General features: G+C 61.5%; 14 protein-coding genes. 3 read left to right on the forward strand and 11 right to left on the reverse strand.

Annotation, left to right across the window (positions count from 1 at the left end; genetic code table 11):
- Positions 1 to 26: 26 nt before the first annotated feature.
- The 3 genes from LUN51_RS02020 to LUN51_RS02030 all read right to left on the reverse strand — a co-directional run bounded on the left by LUN51_RS02020 (position 27) and on the right by LUN51_RS02030 (position 2814).
- Positions 27 to 944: an ABC transporter substrate-binding protein gene (locus tag LUN51_RS02020; RefSeq protein ID WP_277809910.1), complete on the reverse strand. Its 918-nt coding sequence runs from the start codon at positions 942 to 944 to the stop codon at positions 27 to 29.
- 383 nt (positions 945 to 1327) lie between these two features.
- On the reverse strand, positions 1328 to 2011 hold the full coding sequence (locus LUN51_RS02025) for a glutathione S-transferase family protein (protein WP_277809911.1): 684 nt from the start codon (positions 2009 to 2011) through the stop codon (positions 1328 to 1330).
- A 92-nt stretch (positions 2012 to 2103) separates the two neighbouring features.
- Positions 2104 to 2814: a dienelactone hydrolase family protein gene (locus LUN51_RS02030; protein ID WP_277809912.1), complete on the reverse strand. Its 711-nt coding sequence runs from the start codon at positions 2812 to 2814 to the stop codon at positions 2104 to 2106.
- Between the two features lie 224 nt (positions 2815 to 3038).
- Here LUN51_RS02030 and LUN51_RS02035 point away from each other — a divergent pair, with 224 nt between their 5' ends.
- Positions 3039 to 4829, forward strand: a complete 1791-nt coding sequence (locus LUN51_RS02035) for an assimilatory sulfite reductase (NADPH) flavoprotein subunit (RefSeq protein WP_277809913.1) — start codon at positions 3039 to 3041, stop codon at positions 4827 to 4829.
- A 10-nt stretch (positions 4830 to 4839) separates the two neighbouring features.
- The gene (locus tag LUN51_RS02040) at positions 4840 to 6570 is read left to right on the forward strand and encodes an NADPH-dependent assimilatory sulfite reductase hemoprotein subunit (protein ID WP_277809914.1); all 1731 of its coding nucleotides are present in this window, start codon (positions 4840 to 4842) and stop codon (positions 6568 to 6570) included.
- Positions 6571 to 6642: 72 nt separating this feature from the next.
- Here the strand turns inward: LUN51_RS02040 and LUN51_RS02045 are convergent, their stop codons facing one another.
- From LUN51_RS02045 to LUN51_RS02080, 8 genes are all read right to left on the reverse strand, one after another.
- On the reverse strand, positions 6643 to 7578 hold the full coding sequence (locus LUN51_RS02045; RefSeq protein ID WP_277809915.1) for a diiron oxygenase: 936 nt from the start codon (positions 7576 to 7578) through the stop codon (positions 6643 to 6645).
- A 27-nt stretch (positions 7579 to 7605) separates the two neighbouring features.
- Positions 7606 to 8226: an anthranilate synthase component II gene (locus tag LUN51_RS02050; RefSeq protein ID WP_277809916.1), complete on the reverse strand. Its 621-nt coding sequence runs from the start codon at positions 8224 to 8226 to the stop codon at positions 7606 to 7608.
- Complete coding sequence (gene pabB, locus LUN51_RS02055) at positions 8210 to 10057, reverse strand: aminodeoxychorismate synthase component I (RefSeq protein ID WP_277809917.1); 1848 nt, start codon at positions 10055 to 10057, stop codon at positions 8210 to 8212. Before pabB ends, LUN51_RS02050 begins: the two co-directional genes overlap by 17 nt.
- Positions 10058 to 10504: 447 nt before the next feature.
- On the reverse strand, positions 10505 to 10906 hold the full coding sequence (locus LUN51_RS02060; RefSeq protein WP_277809918.1) for a heme-binding protein: 402 nt from the start codon (positions 10904 to 10906) through the stop codon (positions 10505 to 10507).
- Positions 10907 to 10938: 32 nt separating this feature from the next.
- Complete coding sequence (gene glcF / locus LUN51_RS02065; protein WP_277809919.1) at positions 10939 to 12198, reverse strand: glycolate oxidase subunit GlcF; 1260 nt, start codon at positions 12196 to 12198, stop codon at positions 10939 to 10941.
- Positions 12199 to 12200: 2 nt separating this feature from the next.
- Complete coding sequence (glcE, locus tag LUN51_RS02070) at positions 12201 to 13325, reverse strand: glycolate oxidase subunit GlcE (RefSeq protein WP_277809920.1); 1125 nt, start codon at positions 13323 to 13325, stop codon at positions 12201 to 12203.
- A 24-nt stretch (positions 13326 to 13349) separates the two neighbouring features.
- Positions 13350 to 14849, reverse strand: coding sequence for a glycolate oxidase subunit GlcD (gene glcD / locus LUN51_RS02075; RefSeq protein ID WP_277809921.1), 1500 nt, complete (start codon positions 14847 to 14849; stop codon positions 13350 to 13352).
- A 392-nt stretch (positions 14850 to 15241) separates the two neighbouring features.
- Positions 15242 to 16936, reverse strand: coding sequence for an L-lactate permease (locus LUN51_RS02080; RefSeq protein ID WP_277809922.1), 1695 nt, complete (start codon positions 16934 to 16936; stop codon positions 15242 to 15244).
- Positions 16937 to 17317: 381 nt separating this feature from the next.
- On the opposite strand from LUN51_RS02080, the gene LUN51_RS02085 reads away from it, so the two are divergent.
- Positions 17318 to 18028: a glutathione S-transferase N-terminal domain-containing protein gene (locus tag LUN51_RS02085; RefSeq protein WP_246940437.1), complete on the forward strand. Its 711-nt coding sequence runs from the start codon at positions 17318 to 17320 to the stop codon at positions 18026 to 18028.
- The last annotated feature ends 47 nt before the right edge of the window (positions 18029 to 18075 follow it).

Raw genomic sequence — 18075 nt, forward strand, 5'->3', positions numbered from 1 at the left:
AAGTGCTTAGGCATCCGTGGACGCCATCATTGGGCCGTATCCATGGCGGAGGCGATATCGTCGAGTATGGCCCTTGCCGCCATCGGCCCGGTAGCACTGGTCCACAACTGACCGTCGACGGTAACCACCTGATCGCGCTGAACGACATCGAGACGCTCGAAGGCCGGCGATTGCTTGGCCGCCTCGTAAGCTTCGTCGCCTTCGGCGTTCAGCGTGGCCAGGAACAACCAATCGTTATCGATCCGTGAGAGGTTCTCGAGACTCAACGGGTCGCTGTGCGGGCGTCCCTCTTTGGCGGTACCGCCGTCGTCGACCGCAAAACCGCTTTTGCTGAGGAGTGTGTTGGAGAAGATTTGCGGCGCCATCACGAGCGCGCCTTGCGGCATCCAGCGAATCAAGCTGGCGCTCGGAGAGTCGTTCTGATGTTCACTCAACGTCTCGGCCTTGGCATTGACCTCGGCGATGGCGTCATCGATGGCGTCGCTGCGCCCGAGTGCCTCGCCATAGACCCGTGCCTCATTCTCCCAGCTATCCATTTGGTAGGGCTTGACATCTGGCACCACGGTCGGGGCGATGTGCGACAGTAGGTCGTACTGAGCCTCGGGTAGTCGCGGAGAAGCCAGAATGACATCTGGCTTGAGCGCCGCCACGGCTTCGATGTTGGTCTCACGCGGTGTGCCGACGATCTCGATATCCCCGGCCTGCTCGCTGAGGTAACGCGCGACGCCGTCACCGCCTCGGGTAGCGACCGCTCCTAAAGGGGCCACGCCCGCCGTCAGCGCGCTATCCAGTGCGTTGGTATAAAGCGTGACGACACGCGAGGGATCGTCGTCGATCTCTACCGTACCGAAGGCGGTCTCCAGGGATTTGGCGTTGGCCGGAAGTGTCGCGGAAAGCGCGGCAATACCGGCAGTCGCCATGCATAGGTGTCGTAGCGAGGTCATGAGAGGCTCCTGATGGTGAATACCGTGCTGGTCGATACCGAATGCAGGTGTCCTAGGTTCGAATGCGTGGAATAGTAAACGAGAACAAATGTAAATGAGAAGCCATCTCATGAGGTTGCCGGTCACGTTCCGGCTCGCGGCGCCATGCCGAGCGAGCATGTCTCCATTGACCTCGTGTTTCACGAGGTAATGTTCGGGGTAGCTCGTAATTTATTAACTTGTTGTTTTTAAATTAATATTTTGAGATGGGAAGTGGCGAAGCAGGCGTGTCCGAGGCGGTGGCGGTGACACAGGCGTTCTAGATGATGAAACAAGGTGTTCGTCGATTATCGAGCTGCGGTGGAAGGGCGCACCGCTCGGTGAGCGGTGCGGGAGCGTGGTGATTATGCGCGGCGATCTGCAAGGACGCGCCGGCCGCGTAGGCAGTCCTGCTCATGGGGCTCGTCGACCCAGGGCTCGGCGATGCCCTGGGATATCCAGTCAGCGACGCTGGGGTGCTCGAGTAGGCGTTGCACATAGGCTAACGCTGTTTCTCCGAGCGGCAGGTCATAGCCGTGAATGCGCACTGCCACTGGGGCGAAGAAAGCATCGACGGCCGTAAAACGTTCGCCTGCCAGCCACGGGCCGCCGAAACGTTTCAAGCCTTCGCACCATAGGGTCTCCAGGCGATCCAGGTCCCGTTGCAGTCCCTCGCTCGGCGTACCCAGTTCAATACGCAACGCACAGTTCATGGAGCATTCGTCACGCAAGGCCGGGAAGCCGGAATGCATTTCGGCGGTGGCGCAACGTGCCCAAGACCGGGCAGCTCGTGATTGAGGCCAGAGGACCGGGTGGGCTTCGGCGACATACTCGATGATCGCCAACGAGTCCCAGACCACGTTGTCGCCCTCATGCAGGCACGGCACCTTGGCGGTGGGCGAGAACGATGTAAAAGCCGTTTGAAGGCCGGCGCCCTCGAATGGTGTCAGTACCTCTTCAAAGGGGATATCGAGCGCTTTGAGTGCCACCCATGCGCGCATGGACCAGGACGAGTAGTTCTTATTGGCGATAAAGAGGCGATATGACATGCGGGACTCCATGGAAAACGCCGGGGCGTCCGTTCGTTGGTGACGAGAAACCCTCAGGCGAGGGTTTCTCGGGATCGTGGGCCTCGCCGAGGTCAGTCCTGGCCTTCGAGGAAGACCAGGGTGCGACCATGGGAAAGCGCAGCCGCGTGACGGTGGTAGGCGCTACGTGCCCAGCAGTTGAAACCGTGATCGGCACCGTCGTAGACATTGATTGTGACGTCGTCGCGGTCGGCGAAGGTGGTGCGGACTTGGTCGACGGTCTCGGCGGGGATATGCCCGTCGTTGCCGGCGAAATGGAACTGTACCGGTACGTCGAGACGCGGCGCCTTGTCCAAGTGCTTGTGGATGCCTCCGGGGTAGAAGCTCGCCGCGCGGTCGACGCCTGACTCAATGGCGGCCAGATAGGCGAGTATACCGCCCATGCAGTAGCCGATAGCGGTGATGTCGCCTTCGCATTCGGCGCGCTGGCGCAATGCCTGGGTCGTGCTGGCGAGATCTTTGACGGCCACCGTGAAGTCGATGTCGCCGACGAGCTTGAAGGCCTTGTCCATGTCGGCGCCTTCATAGGTAAGCTCCACGCCCGGCTCCTGACGCCAGAAGACATCCGGTGCGAGCACCACGTAGCCGTCCTGGGCGTATTGTTCGGCAACGCTGCGGATGTGGGCATTAACGCCGAAGATTTCCTGAATCAATACGATACCGGGGCCCTTGCCCGCGGGTGGTAGGGCCAGATAGCCCTTGAAGGTCTGACCGTCGTGGGAAGCGATATCGATCCACTGGGGGGTGACGGCGGAGTCGTTCATGGTGTCTCCTTGGAAGGATGAAGCGCTCAAGATATGGCTCTAGTCTAGAGAGTCGTTGCCGGAGAGGCCAGGTGGTTCGCAGGCAAATGATGCCCGGGGCTCGGTTTTGTCCTTTAATCCTTATGGGAATATAAAAATCGCGCTTTAGAATTTTTCATTCTTTTCAGACTTGCTAGTCTAGAGGTTTTCGTTTTCCGAGCATTTACGCAACGGTGAGAGGTCCAATGTCGCAAGGACGCTTGTCCGAATCGAACAGCCCCCTTAGCGCCGATCAGGCGCGGCGGCTCAATGACGCGCTGGCCGATCTCGACGCCCGGCAGCGTGCTTGGTTGCAGGGCTATCTAGCCGGTCTGGATGCGCATGACGCGCCGGCAGCCGCCGAGTCGCCGACCTCGGCGCCCGGTGAGCCGCTGACCGTGCTTTTTGGCAGCCAGACCGGCAATGCCGAAGGCGTGGCCGAACAGGCGGCCGAGCGCGCACGCGCCTGGGGGCTCGACGTCGAGCTGAAGGATATGGCGTCCTTCGGCAAGCAAGACCTCAAGCAGGCCACTCGACTGATGGCGGTGGTCAGTACTCAGGGCGATGGCGACCCACCGGATAGCGCCTTGGGCTTTTACGAGTTGCTGGCCGGACGCAAGGCGCCACGTTTGAGTGACGACCATCGCTTCGCCGTCTTTGGACTCGGCGACGCCAGTTACGAATATTTCTGCGAGTCCGGCAAGGTGCTCGATTCGCGGCTCGAGGCCCTGGGCGCGCAGCGCCTGTGTGCGCGGGTCGACGCTGATGTCGACTACGAAGAGGCTGCCACGCAATGGATCGATGCGACGCTCGAGGCTTTCGCCGCGCTCTCGGGGAGTGCTGCGCCGGGGCCGGCGTCGGGTACGTCCGGTGGCGCAGCCGCGACCTACTCGCGTTCACATCCCTTCCAGGCGGAAGTGCTGGAGGCGCAACCACTCAATACCCAGGATTCCGACAAGCAGACCCTGCATATCGAGCTCTCACTGGAGGAATCGGGCCTGGAATATAGTCCCGGCGACGCCGTGGGTGTCGTGCCGCAGAACGATCCTGTTTATGTCGATGAATTGCTGGCCGCCTTGCGACTGGATGGTGAGGCACCGTTCGAGGAAGGGCGCCAGCTGCGCGATGCCTTGCTCAACGATTTCGAGGTCACCACGCTGACGCGTCCCTTCCTCAATCATTGGGCCGAGATCAGCGATGATGCTGAGCTACGTCGCCTGCTCGACGAGGAATCGCGCGACGAGCTGCGCGAGTGGCTGCAGGGGCGGCATATCATTGATGTGCTGGAGCATTTTCCGGTCGAGGGGCTGGAGGCGGACACCTTCATTCGTGCGCTGCGCAAGTTGCCGCCGCGCTTGTACTCGATTGCCTCGAGCCAGGCCGCGTCTCCCGACGAAGTGCATCTCACGGTGGCCGTGGTGCGCTATGAGACCCACGGTCGCGCTCGCGGCGGTGTGGCGACGACTTATCTCGCCGATCGCGTGCAGCCCGGCGATTCAGTGCCGATTTACATCGATCACAACAAGCACTTCAAGCTGCCCGACGATGACGCGGCACCCATTGTGATGATTGGTCCGGGCACGGGTGTGGCACCGTTTCGGGCCTTTCTCCAGGAGCGCGAAGCGCGTGGGGCGAGCGGTGACAACTGGCTGTTCTTCGGCGACCGGCGGCGGCGAAGCGACTTCCTGTATCAGGCCGAATGGCTGCAATGGCGCAAGACAGGGCTTCTGTCGCGATTGGACGTGGCGTTCTCCCGCGATCAACAAGACAAGGTTTATGTGCAGGATCGTCTGCGCGAACAGGCTGCCAATCTCTATGATTGGCTACAGGCCGGGGCCTATGTCTTCGTGTGCGGCGATGCCGAGCGCATGGCGCCGGACGTCCACCAGGCCCTGCTCGATGTGATTCGTGAGCAGGGTGAATACGACGAGGAAGCCGCTGCCGAGTACCTGCGTGACCTGCAGCAGCAAAAGCGCTATCAGCGCGACGTCTATTGAGGAGATCGACATGGATATCATCGCCAAGATGCGTGACGTGTCGCTCGACGAGCTGCACCCCAACGAACGGCTCAAGGTCGAGAGCCACTATTTGTATGGCACCTTGGAGGAGAGCTTGGCCGACCGGGCCACCGGCGCGGTCAATGAAGCGGACACCCAGCTGACCAAATTTCACGGCTTCTATCAGCAGGATGATCGTGATGTGCGCGACGACCGTCGCCATCGCAAGCTGGAGCCGCTGTATTCGTTCATGGTGCGCCTGCGCTTACCCGGTGGGCGGGTGTCGCCTGAACAGTGGTTGACGCTGGATGACAACGCTAGGCGCTATGCCAACGGCACACTGCGTATCACTACGCGCCAGACCTTTCAGTATCACGGGGTGTTCAAGGAAAACCTGCGCGGCCACTTGCAGGCGTTGGACAAGTCGATGATGGACACCATCGCCGCCTGTGGCGACGTCAATCGCAACGTGATCTGCAGTGCCAACCCGCACCGATCGCCGGTGCACCGTCAGGTCTACGACCTCGCGCATGAGATCAGCACTCGCCTGCTGCCGCGGACTCGGGCCTATCACGAGATCTTCCTCGGCGAAGAGCGTGTGGCGGGTGGGTCTCAGGAAACCGATGACGAGGTCGAGCCGCTCTATACGCGGCACTATCTGCCGCGCAAGTTCAAGGTCGCGCTGGCGATTCCGCCTGAAAACGATGTCGATGTGTTCGCCCACGATGTCGGCTTCATCGCCGACGTACAGGCGGGCGAGCTCAAGGGCTTCAATGTTTGCATCGGCGGCGGTATGGGCATGACACACGGTGAGACCGCGACCTTTCCGCGGCTTTCCGACATCGTCGGTTACTGTACGCCGGATCGTGTGGCCGCCGTGTCGGAGGCGATCATGCTCGTGCAGCGTGATAACGGCAATCGCCATGATCGCAAGCAGGCGCGCCTCAAATATACCGTCGAGGCCTTGGGCGTTGAAGGATTCCGCGAGCGCGTCGAGGAGTACTTGGGCGAGTCGCTGGCGCCGGCACTCGAATTGCCGCTCACTCATAACGGCGACCGGCTCGGTTGGTATCAGGGTGAAGACGGCTTTTGGCATTATGGCCTGTTCGTTCAGAACGGCCGCCTGGCGGATGTCGATGGCGGGCCGCAGCTCATGACGGGCATGCGCGAGATCGCCCAGGCGCACGATGGCGATATCGTGCTGACCACCAACCAGAACCTGATCATCACCCAGGTGCCTGAGGTGCGGTGCGAGATCATCGACGAGCTGTTGGATCGCTACCGGATGACGGTCGAGGCGACGCCGCTGCGCCGTCATGCGATGGCCTGTGTGGCATTCCCCACCTGCGGTCTGGCGATGGCCGAAAGCGAACGCTACCTACCGTCGCTGATCGACCGTCTGGACGCGATCATGCATGACGCGGGCCTGGACGATGATGCCATCATCGTACGTATGACGGGGTGCCCCAACGGTTGTGCGCGACCCTACCTGGCGGAGATCGGCTTCGTGGGCAAGACCTTGGGACGCTATAACCTCTATTTGGGAGGCGGTTTTGCCGGCGAGCGCCTCAACAAGCTCTACCGTGAGAACATCGACGAGGCGACTATTCTCAAGGAGCTCACGCCGCTGATTCAGCGCTACGCTGACGAGCGCGAGGCAGGCGAGGCCTTCGGCGACTTCGTGGTGCGCGCGGGCGTGATCGCGCCGACCCTGGCCGGACGTGAATTCCACGCGCGCTGAGCCTGCCCCACTTTGATGCCGCCTTGGCGCCTGGGTGCGCCAAGGCATGGCCTTCGGTCGCGCGGTGCCGTGTTATTGGAAAACGAAGCTCGATCCCTCGTGAATGCCGATCTGCCGCAACAGTTTGACCAGTGCGCTGTAATCGCGAAGTGAGCGGTTCGTTCGGCTCTTCGAGGCCATGTCTTGCAGTATGCTCTCGCGTTCGGGAATCGCCAGATAGTCGAGAATGGCCCTCCAGAAGCCCACGTCGAGTTCGATGAAGTCGTCGATGGCGCGCATCAGGTGGGCACGAAAGATGGCTTGCTGTCCGGTCCCGAGACGCTCGTAAACGGCACGGGCGATCTCACCGAAAATGGCGGCATGCGAGGCTTCGTCCTGACGGTGAAGCTCGGTGTTCAGACGGTTGAGTGGCTGGATGCCGCGGTCCTGTGAAAGACGTTTCAAGAACACGTTGATGGTCATTTCGGCCACGGTGGCGTAGGCCATCCGGATCAGGGCGAACTCGCGTTCGTTGTCCGCCTTGGAAAGCGCTGTCTCCATGCGCTGCTCGAGCAGAGGCGTGGGAATGTGCAAGTCATGTAGCTGGTGCTGGCGGCGTGCGCAGTCGCAGACCTCCAGGCACATCAGGATGTGGAACTGCTCGTCCACTTGGGTCTGGGCGATGGCCTTTTTGGTTACGCTATCGCCGACGCCGGGCAGGGCATCCCGAAGCAGCAACGAACACATGGGATTGATGACCTTGTCCTCGACGCAGATTGTCTTCTCGTTGTAGTTGATCCAGGCGCCGGCGAGGACACGGCGTTTTTTTGTCTCGTCGATGGCTTGGAAACGCGGGTCGTTCCAGAACGGCACCATCGACGGCGGAAAGTCCGGCGCCGTGGTGTCGTAATAGTCATTCAGATCGAGCCGCGCCTTGCGCACCGCAACGCGCTGATTCCAGCTCTCGGTGAGGCGCGCGAGTATCTCGTTTTCACGTGCCGTCATGGGGCTGTCGGTGCCGGTGTACATGTGTGGATCTTTCCCTGAGATATCTACCTAGAAGCCGGCCGCTTTTCCTAGCGTTGGGCGATGTTGATCGAGTCGGCGAAGGAAGTTCGCCAGCATGAGGTGGCCATGCTCGGTGAGGATGGACTCGGGATGAAACTGCACGCCTTCGATGTCCAGGTCGCGATGCCGGATGCCCATGACGTCCTCGATATTGCCCTGTGCGTCACAGGTCCAGGCGCTGATCTCGAAATCGGCGGGCATGCGCTGGCGAGTAACGATCAGCGAGTGGTAGCGCGTCACGCGCACCGGTTGGCTGACCCCGGCGAACACGCCACGTCCGTCATGGTGTACGTGCGATACCTTGCCGTGCATGACCTCGCGAGCATGTTCGATATACCCACCGAAGGCCTCGGCGATCGCTTCATGTCCCAGGCAGATGCCCAGAATCGGGACCTTACCCGCGTAGGCCTTGATGACCTCGAGCGTAATACCGGACTGTGATGGCGTGCAGGGCCCCGGCGAGATCAAGATGCCTTCGATATCGTGGCTCGCCAGTTGGTCAAGCGTCATCGCGTCATTCTTGACGATCCAGGGCTGGACGCCCAGTTGGTTGAGGTAGGACACGATGTTGTAAGTGAACGAATCGTAGTTATCAATGAGACACAGCATAGGTAGCCTCCTGGCCCGCCCAGGCGGTAAGGGTTTGTATGGCCTGCTCGCTGAGCGTGACCGGTATAACGCCACGCACGGCGTTGGTCAGCCATATGGCGTCGGCGTCGAGTAGATCCCGCGGCGTGATCGGGCGTTCGCAACAGCGCTCACAACTCGCTTCGATGAGTGTGTCGCGGGCGATGCCGGGCAGTACGCCTTCGTCGAGGGGCGGTGTCAGCAGCAAGCCGTCCTTCTCGATGAATAGGTTATGGCGACTTGCCTCGGTTACCCGACCGTCGTGATTGAGGAAGGCGACGTCATAGTCGCCTTGAGTCTGATGTCGCCGATATTCGCTATCGTAGAGATCGCGTGCGGTGGTCTTGTAATGCAGCAGGAAGGCGTGCTGGTCGATGGGATGGTCACTAATGCCCAGTCGCGCCGCAGATGGCGCTTCGTCCTCGGGCCCCAGCGACGTGGTGGTAATATCGAACTGGCCGTCGTGGGCCAGGGCAAGGCGCACCCGTGTGTCTTGCTCGAGTCCGTCGATGGCTTCGGCGAGCGCCAGGCGGACGCTGGCGGCCGCGTAGACGAAGTGGAGATCGCGTGCCGCGTGTGACAGCCGTTGCAAGTGTTTCTCGAGATGCTCGATATGAGCGTCATTCGCCCGATAACGCATGGTTTCTATGAGTTGCAGGTCCTGATTGAGCCCGCTCAAGAAGCGCGCCTTGAGCAGGCATTCCTCGTATTCGGCTTCAGGGTCGGACTCATGAAGCACGCCGCCGCCAATTCCCATCTCCGCATGGCCATCGGCATGCGCGATGCAGGTGCGGATGGGCACGTTGAAGCAGAAATCGTTATGAGGCGTCAGGTAGCCGATCGCGCCGGTATAGACGCCGCGCGGCTCGCGCTCCAGCTCTTCGATGATCTGCATCGTACGTATCTTGGGGGCGCCAGTTATCGAGCCGCAGGGGAATAGCTCGCGGAATACCTGCTCGATCCTGGCGTTGGCGTCGATCTTGCCGGTCACCGTGGAAATCATCTGATGCAGCGTCTCGAAGGTCTGTATCTCGAACAGGTTTTTGACCGCCACGGAGCCTGGCGAGGCGACGCGGCTGACATCGTTGCGCAGCAAATCGACGATCATCACGTTCTCGGAGCGTGTCTTCGTATCGTTGCGCATCGTGTCGAGAATATCGGCATCCTCTTCGGCCGATGTGCCGCGTGGGAAGGTGCCCTTCATGGGCTTTGATTCCAGTTCCGTGCCTTGTTTACGCAGGAATAGCTCTGGCGATAACGATAGTACCGCGTATTCCGGAAAGTTGAGCAGTCCACCGAACTCGACTTTCTGGCGGCTGCGGAGTTTGCGATACAGCGCGATGGGTGCGCCTTGATATTCGAAACGATATTTTAGCGTGTAATTGACTTGATAAGTATCGCCTTCTCGAATATAAGATTTTATCTTGTTGATGTTGTCGAGATATTCTTCGCGTCGCGCGTTGAGCGCTAAGTGGCGAATGGCTGCGGGTGTCGTGTCGGGCGTGCGCGCTTCGAGAAACCGGCTGGCTTGGTGCTGCGATAAACGGCGCACGTTGCGAAACGCATAGAAATGCACGAGTGGGGCATCGCTCTTGGCGCGCTTGCAAAACTTGAAATCCGGCTTGTCGGCAAGCGCATAGCCCGCTTCGTAGGCGAGGTAACCGGATACGTAATAGCCTTGCTCACGCAACTCATCGAGCTCTCGCAACGCGCCTTGCAATGCATCGTTGCGGTAACAAATTACTTCGTATTCGGGGTTTTCGAACAGCAATGAAGCGCGGTGATCGCTTGAGCAACGAGTGTTCTCTAGCAATATAAAAACATTGTCTGTTTGTTGTTTATTCAGGCTGCGCATCACCCTTGCTCCCTAGTATTAATTATGTCTTTATTTAAGGATGCGTGGGCATTTATGTCAATAATGATTATATTGGTATTATTATGTTATGTGTTTGGTGAAAAGAGGTGTTTTTGTGTTTAAAAGTTACCTTAAGAGTAGAGTGGTAAATCTACACAATGGGTAGTAGAAAAATACCGCATACCGATGAAGAAGATCATTCCACCGTCGATCGTAATGCAATTCACTGACGGCGGAACGCCTCAGCGCTACTCATGGCGAGAGTCTCTGTGGCATTCCGGCTTTTTAACTATCGTAGGGTGCTAGCAGTATGGCAACGACAGCGCAATCTCGCGGGCTAACCAGGGGGAAGAAGGTGATGGGAGTCAGAGATACGCCGGCGGCGTATCTCATGACGGGGCGGGGTCATGCCACAGCGGCGACGGCGGCCTTGGCGACTTGGACATCCTGATCGGGTTTGACGCCGGAAACGCCGACGCTGGCGATGACGTTGCCCTCGACGATCACCGGCACGCCACCGGCGAGCAACGCCTGCATCGGCGCGCTGACGAAGGCGGTGCGGCCATTGTTGATCATGTCCTCGAAGGCCTGGGTTTCCTTGCGGCCGATGGCGGCGTTGCGGGCCTTTTCGGTGGCAATCCCGGCGCTGAACGGGGCCGCGCCGTCCAGGCGGCGCAAGCCGAGCAGATGGCCGCCGGCATCGGCCACGGCGATGGTCACCGCCCAGCCATTGGCCTCGGCTTCCTGTTGCCCGGCGTCGAGCAGCCGATTGACGTCACTGAGTTCGAGTACGGCTTGAGTTTTCATGCAGGCCTCCTGTGGGAAATGTGAGCTACGAGCTACGCTGTCCGCGCCTCGTCATTCGGTGCCGATGTTAGCGCCTCATCGACGACTTCGATCCAGTGCCGGACGGTGGTGCGCCCTGCGCCGCTCAGGTGAGTCTGGCATCCGATGTTGGCGGTGACGATTTCGTCGGGATGTCCGGCCTCGAGCGCGTCGAGCTTGTCGTCACGTAACTGTGTTGCCAAGGCGGGCTGGGTGATCGAGTAGGTACCGGCCGATCCACAGCATAGATGGGGATCGCGCACCGGGGATAGTGTGAATCCCAGGCGGCCGAGCACGCTTTCCACTGCGCCGCCCAGTTTCTGGGCGTGCTGCAGCGTGCAAGGGCAATGGAAGGCGAGTCGTGCGTCGCCGTGAATCGTCAATGCTTCCAGGTCTTCTTCTCGCAGGATTTCCACCAGGTCCTTGGCCAGGGCGCTGATGCGTCTGGCCTTGTCGGCGTAGCGCGGGTCGTCGGCGAGCATGTCGCCGTATTCCTTGACGAACGCCCCGCAGCCGCTGGCGGTCTGCACGATAGCTTCGACGCCTTGGTCGATGTATGGCCACCAGGCGTCGATGTTGGCCCGCATGCGCTCGCGGCCAGCCTCCTGGGCATTGAGATGATAGTCGATGGCGCCGCAGCAGCCTGCCGCGGGGGCCGAGCTCAGGGCAATGCCCAGCCGGTCGAGAACGCGGGTCGCGGCGTCATTGGTGTTCGGCGACAACCCCGGTTGCACGCAGCCTTCGAGCACGAGCATGCGGCGGGTATGTGCCGCGGGCGCGGTACGTCCCGCGCGGGACGCGCGGGGCGGGATCTTGGCCTTCAGCGAGGTCGGCGCCAGCGGGCGGAAAGTCTGGCCCAGGGCGAGCAACGCTTGAAACCGCCGGGGCTCGACCAGCGCCTTGCGCAGCCCGTAGCGCAGGGCTCGCTCCCTGGTAGAGCGTCCCACACGGCGGTCCACTTCGGCGCGCCCGATGTCGAGCAGCTTGTGGTACTCGACCCCCGAAGGGCAGGTGGTCTCGCAGTTGCGACAGCTCAGGCAGCGGTCGAGGTGGGTTTGCGTTTCGTGGGTGACCTGGTCGTCATCGTCGCGGCTTTCGAGCAGCTCCTTCATCAGGTAGATGCGCCCGCGCGGGCCGTCGCGCTCGTCGCCCAGCAGTTGATAGGTCGGGCAGGTGGCGTTGCAGAAGCCGCAGTGCACGCACGATCGCAGGACGCGGTCGGCCTCGCGAATGTGCGGCTGGCGTAGCGCCTCGTCAGTGAAATTCGTCTGCATGGCTATAGCCCCTCGTAGAGTCGCCCGGGATTGAAGATCCCCCTTGGGTCGAGCTTGGCCTTGAGCTGGCGATGATACTTATCCATCACCACGGAAAGCGGTGTGAACGGCGCGTCGACGCCGTGCGCTCGGTCACGGTCGACAAGGGTGGCATGGCCGCCGGCCTGAGCGGCGTGCTGGCGAATCGTTGCGGCGGGAAGCTCGCTGCGCAGCCAGCGTTGGGCGCCGGCCCAGTCGACGAGCGTGTCGCCGTCGAGTACCAGAGGCGGCGCGCGATGCGGTAGCGATAGCCGCCAGAGCGGGCGGTCGTCGTGTCGGCGCGAGAAGAACGCCAGTTCGAGTTCGCGCAGTTGCGTCCAGAACGCCGTATCGTCCGGCTCGCCACCCAGTTGCGCCTGGGTATTGGCCACCGAACTGGCACCTCCCTCGAGCCGCAGATGCAAGGTCTCGCCGTCGTGGGCGGCGCCGGTGATGGGCATCGGCTTGCGTCCCCATTCGGCGAGGCGTGCCATGGCGTCGCCCAGCCCCATCTCGAGGCGCAACGTGGCGCTGGCGGCGGGGCGCGGCAACACCTTGAACGAGACCTCGTCGATGATGCCGAGCGTGCCCTGGGCGCCGACCATGAGCCGCGAAAGGTCGTAACCAGCGACGTTTTTCATGACCTCGCCACCGAAATGCAGCCGCTTGCCGTCATGGGTGATCATGCGTGTGCCGAGCACGAAATCGCGCACGCTGCCGGCCCACGGACGGCGTGGGCCGGAAAGCCCGCAGGCCACCGTGCCGCCCACGGTCGCATTCTCGCCGAAATGGGGCGGCTCGAAGGCCAGTTGCTGTCCCTCTTGGGCCAGCACGGCTTGCAGATCGGCCAGGCGGGTGCCGGCGCGTACCGTGACCACCAGTTCGACGGGGTCGTAGTTGACGATGCCGGTGTGCTCGGCCAGCGAGAGCGTTTCGCCGGCGACCGGTCGACCATAGAACCCCTTGCTGCCACCCCCGACGAGGCGCAGCGCCGTGCCGGTCGCCGCGGCTTGGCGCACGCGTTCGAGCAGGGTCTCGCTGGCATCGTGATCGCGCGCCGGCAAGGTACGTGCGTCCTGTGGCGGATGTTGATTCTGTGGATGGGTCATATAGTCTCCTTCGCACGCATGCCGTTAGAAACGCGGCAACTCGGGGTGGGGCAGGTTGCCGTGATGCACGTGCATGGCACCGAATTCGGCGCAGCGCGCCAGCGTCGGAATGTTCTTGCCGGGATTGAGCAGCCCGAGTGGGTCGAAGGCGGCTTTGACGGCATGAAAGACCGTGATCTCGTCGGGGGAGAACTGGGCGCACATCTGGTTGATCTTTTCGCGCCCCACGCCATGCTCGCCGGTAATGCTGCCGCCGACCTCGACGCAGAGTTCGAGGATCTTGCCGCCCACTTCCTCGGCCAGTGCCAGTTCTCCCGGCGCATTGGCATCGAACAGGATCAGGGGGTGCATGTTGCCGTCGCCGGCATGGAAGACATTGGCCACGCGCAGGCCGTGGGTTGCCGAGAGGTCGGCGATGCCCTTGAGCACACACGGTAGCTCGCGCCGGGGAATGGTGCCGTCCATGCAATAATAGTCGGGCGACATGCGTCCCACCGCGGGGAAGGCGTTCTTGCGCCCGGCCCAGAAGGTGGCGCGCTCGGCGTCGTCGCGGGCGAGCCGAATGTCGGTCGCGCCGGCGGCCTCGAGCACTCGGCGAACCGTTTCGCAGTCATCATGAACGTCGGCTTCCACGCCATCCAGCTCGCACAGCAGGATGGCCTCGGCCTCCACCGGGTAGCCGGCCTTGACGAAGTTCTCGGCGGCTTGAATGGCCAGTCGGTCCATCATTTCCAGGCCGCCGGGAATGATGCCGGCGGCGATGATGTCGCCCACCGCCTTGCCGGCCTTCTCGACGTCGTCGAAGCTGGCCATCAGTACCTTGGCGCTTTCCGGCTTGGGCAGCAGTTTGACGGTGATTTCGGTGATCACGCCGAGCATGCCTTCGGAGCCGGTGAACAGCGCCAGCAGGTCGAAGCCCGGCGTATCCAGGGCTTCGCTGCCGAGCGTGATGTGCTCCCCTTCGATGGTCAGGATGTTCACCGCGAGCACGTTGTGCACGGTCAGCCCGTACTTGAGGCAGTGCACGCCCCCGGCGTTCTCGGCAACGTTGCCGCCGATCGAGCAGGCGATCTGCGAAGAAGGGTCGGGTGCGTAATACAGCCCATGGGGCGCAGCCGCCTCGGAAATCGCCAGGTTGCGCACACCGGGTTGCACGCGTGCGGTGCGGGCCTCGGGGTCGATGTCGAGAATGCGGCTGAAGCGGGACATCACCAGCAGCACTCCCTTTTCGAGGGGCAGGGCGCCACCGGAGAGGCCGGTGCCCGCGCCGCGCGTGACCACCGGAACGCCCTGGGCGTGGCAGATGCCGAGCAGGGCTTCCACCTGTTCCAGGGTATCGGGCAGTGCCACGAGCATGGGCAGCACGCGGTATGCCGAGAGGCCGTCGCATTCGAAGGGACGCAGGTCCTCCTCGCGATGCAGTAGCGTCATGTCGGGGAGGTGCGCGGTCAGATGCGTGACAAGGGCATCCTTGTCGACCGCCGGCAGCGTGCCGTCCAGGCGTTCGTCAAAGAGGATGTTCATGCGGTCTCCTTGGGCGATGCCGCCACGCGTGGGCGAGGATGTTCGGCGCATGGCGCCAGACTAGGCATTGTCTGAAAACTGCCTGCGCTCGGCCATACTGCGTTAAACCTCAGCTCAAAATGCTCATTTACACCCCGTAAACTCCGCTTTTTCGCTGATTTTTGCCTTGTCTGACCTTCGCTCGTCGACTTTTCAGCCAGTGCCTGGACCTCGCCGCTTATGGAAAGTGTTTCCATATTCTCTTATGGCGCACGGCCGTGCCTATTATCCGAAAGCCTAATGATTGGAGAATTGGTCTTACCAATAATACCCCCGAAGAAAAACCCCGCCCGGCATGGCCGGGGCGGGGCGATAGTGTGGGCGATGATGTGAAAGCGCGTGGTGGTCGGGCGCTAGCCCATGAGCGGGTCGCTCACGCCGATCACGTAGAAGGCGATCAACCCGATGAGTCCCGTGAAGATCAGGTAGTACAGGGTGGGGAGGATCGTCTTGCGCAGCGTGGTGCCCTCGCGGCCCAGCAGCCCCACGGTGGCGGAGGCGGCGACCACGTTGTGGATGGCGATCATGTTGCCGGCGGCGGCGCCCACGGCCTGTAGGGCCACCATCATCGCGGTGGACACGCCCAGCGCCTCGGCGACGTTGAACTGGAAGTCCGAGAGCATCAGGTTGGACACCGTGTTGGAGCCGGCGATGAAGGCACCCAGCGCCCCGACGGCGGGGGAGAAGAACGGATAGACGTGTCCCACGCCATCGGCCACCAGTTGCGCCATGGCCACCGGCATCGAGACCAGGTCCGCCTGGTTGACGCCGGAGTTGATCAGGATGCGCACCATGGGCACGGTGAAGATCAACACGAACCCGGCGCCCAGCAGTGTCTTGGTCGACTCGCTGAAGGCCGCCCCCAGTTCGCTGGCGCGCATGCGGTGCAGCAGTACGGTGAGCAGCACGACGATGAGAATGATGCCGCCGGGAAGGTACAGCGGTTGAAGGCTGCCCGACACACCGCTCTCGCCGAGGATGTTGTTCCAGCTCACGCTGATCGATTGCAGTGCCGAAGTGACCGACGGCACGGTGCGCGAGATGACCAGCAGGACGGCCAGCAGCACGTAGGGCACCCAGCCCATGAAGATCGACATCGGTGCCTTGCCGGCGACTTGGTCCATCTTGATCTCCAGGTTTCCCAGCCATTCGTCCGGCCAGGTCGTGCTGTCGGGGAAATCCCAGGTGTCCTTGGGCAGCAGGAAGCCTTTCTTGGCGGCCGGCACGACGATGGCCAGCCCGACCAGGGCGCCGATCATTGACGGGAACTCGGGGCCCAGAACGACGCCCACCAGCGCGTACGGGACCACGAAGGCGACACCAGTGAATAGCGCGAACGGCGTGATCGACAGGCCCTCTTTCCAGGAGCGGTTAGCACCGAAGAAGCGCACCATCACGATGACCATGATCAACGGCATCAGGACCCCCACGATGGCGTGGGTGATGGCGACTTCCGATGCGATCAGTCGAAAGAAGCTTTCCCAGCTCGAGCCGTTGGCGGTCAGTTGCTCGGTAATCACGTTGCGATTGAGGCCGCCGGTGACACCGACCACGATGGGCGTGCCGACGGCACCGAAGGAGACTGGCGTGGATTGGATCATCATGCCCACGGTGACAGCCCCCAATGCAGGGAAGCCCAGCGCGACCATCAACGGCGCGGCGACGGCGGCGGGCGTGCCGAAGCCGGATGCCCCTTCGATGAAGCAGCCGAATAGCCACGCCACGATCAGCGCCTGGACGCGACGGTCGGGGCTAATGCTGGAGAAGCCGTTGCGGATGGCGGTGATCCCGCCGGAATGCTTCAAGGTATTGAGCAGCATGATGGCGCCGAAGATGATCCACAAAAGGGCCACGGTGAGGATCAACCCTTGGAACGTGGAGGCCAGCACGCGTGTGAAGGTCATGTCCCAGGCCAGTAAGGCGATCAAGGCTGTGACCAGAAACACCACAGGCATGGCGATCTTGGCCTGAACCCGAAAGCCAATCAGCAATACGCCGGCCAGCACCAATGGCAGGAAGGCGAGTAGCGAGAGCAGCGTTTGATTCATGAAAATGCCCCTGATTGTGTTGTTGTACAGCGCAAAACGGAGTCAGACGGATGTCGCCCGTCATCGAGCAAAAGATAAACGTGAAACGCGATGGGGCCAATTAGTGGATAATTGGTATTACCAATAATGACGGTAAGCTGAGAGGCTTAAAATATATTTCAAAATCAAATATCTATGTGTCCTCTTGTGACCTTCGTTGGAGGCATTCAGAGCAGTGGCGAGTCGTTTTGCGCGGTGTGAGTTCGACTAATAGACGAGTCTTTTCAAGGACATCGTGGCCAGGGTGCGTAGCGCATAGGCGCGATTGCATGGCGTGTGGTAGCGTCGACTTCCTGGGCGTGGGCGCTTCCCACGCGATGCATCTCGAGAAGGAGCGATGATATGGCGTTGCAGATGTACGAGTTGAGCGGTCGCGACGAGCGGCTGCGGTTTTCTCCCTATTGCTGGCGCGTGCGTTATGCGCTGGCACACAAGGGCCTGGAATGCGATTTCATTCCATGGCGTTTTACGCAGAAGGAAGCGATCGCGTTTTCAGGACAAGGCAAGGTGCCGGTACTCGTCGACGGTGAGACCTCGGTCACCGATAGCTACGAGATCTTCCGCTATCTGGATCGCGTATATCCCCAAAAGCCGCTGTTGGGCGACGACACGGCGGAGTCACGGGCGCGCTTCTTCAAGTTCTACAGCGAGCGGGCCCTGGCGCCGGGCATCCTGCGCACCATCGTCATGGACTTGTTCAATGTCGTGCATCCCGACGATCAGGCCTATTTTCGAGAAACGCGTGAGAAGGCGCTGGGACGCAGCCTCGAGGAAATGCATGCACCCAGCAAGGGGCTATCGGCACTCGATGCGGCCCTTGAGCCGCTGCGTGGGCGTCTCGAAGAGGCCGATTTCCTCGACGGCGAAGCGCCCGGCGGTGCCGACTACATGGTCTTCGGTCATTTCATGTGGGCACGGTGTGTCTCGGCGGCGGATCTTGTCTCCAATGCCGATCCGGTCTATGCCTGGATCGAGCGCATGCTGGATCAGCATGGTGGCGTAGGTCGCAATGCCACGCGCATCGTCGATATCGAGGGCGGCTATCCTGGTTGATGGCGCTGTGAACGTACCATGAGTGGCAGGGCGTACGTGGATAAGGA

The sequence above is a fragment of the Chromohalobacter canadensis genome, assembly GCF_029544075.1.
Classification (GTDB): Bacteria; Pseudomonadota; Gammaproteobacteria; order Pseudomonadales; family Halomonadaceae; genus Chromohalobacter; species Chromohalobacter canadensis_A.

What these genes read in the sequence shown, in the direction of transcription:
- LUN51_RS02060 (WP_277809918.1), bottom strand. Translation starts at nt 10,906, where the DNA reads ATGAAAACTCAAGCCGTACTCGAACTCAGTGACGTCAATCGGCTGCTC.
- glcD (WP_277809921.1), bottom strand. Translation starts at nt 14,849, where the DNA reads ATGAACATCCTCTTTGACGAACGCCTGGACGGCACGCTGCCGGCGGTC.
- glcF (WP_277809919.1), bottom strand. Translation starts at nt 12,198, where the DNA reads ATGCAGACGAATTTCACTGACGAGGCGCTACGCCAGCCGCACATTCGC.
- LUN51_RS02045 (WP_277809915.1), bottom strand. Translation starts at nt 7,578, where the DNA reads ATGTACACCGGCACCGACAGCCCCATGACGGCACGTGAAAACGAGATA.
- LUN51_RS02040 (WP_277809914.1), top strand. Translation starts at nt 4,840, where the DNA reads ATGGATATCATCGCCAAGATGCGTGACGTGTCGCTCGACGAGCTGCAC.
- LUN51_RS02035 (WP_277809913.1), top strand. Translation starts at nt 3,039, where the DNA reads ATGTCGCAAGGACGCTTGTCCGAATCGAACAGCCCCCTTAGCGCCGAT.
- LUN51_RS02085 (WP_246940437.1), top strand. Translation starts at nt 17,318, where the DNA reads ATGGCGTTGCAGATGTACGAGTTGAGCGGTCGCGACGAGCGGCTGCGG.
- LUN51_RS02025 (WP_277809911.1), bottom strand. Translation starts at nt 2,011, where the DNA reads ATGTCATATCGCCTCTTTATCGCCAATAAGAACTACTCGTCCTGGTCC.
- LUN51_RS02050 (WP_277809916.1), bottom strand. Translation starts at nt 8,226, where the DNA reads ATGCTGTGTCTCATTGATAACTACGATTCGTTCACTTACAACATCGTG.
- LUN51_RS02080 (WP_277809922.1), bottom strand. Translation starts at nt 16,936, where the DNA reads ATGAATCAAACGCTGCTCTCGCTACTCGCCTTCCTGCCATTGGTGCTG.
- LUN51_RS02020 (WP_277809910.1), bottom strand. Translation starts at nt 944, where the DNA reads ATGACCTCGCTACGACACCTATGCATGGCGACTGCCGGTATTGCCGCG.
- LUN51_RS02030 (WP_277809912.1), bottom strand. Translation starts at nt 2,814, where the DNA reads ATGAACGACTCCGCCGTCACCCCCCAGTGGATCGATATCGCTTCCCAC.
- glcE (WP_277809920.1), bottom strand. Translation starts at nt 13,325, where the DNA reads ATGACCCATCCACAGAATCAACATCCGCCACAGGACGCACGTACCTTG.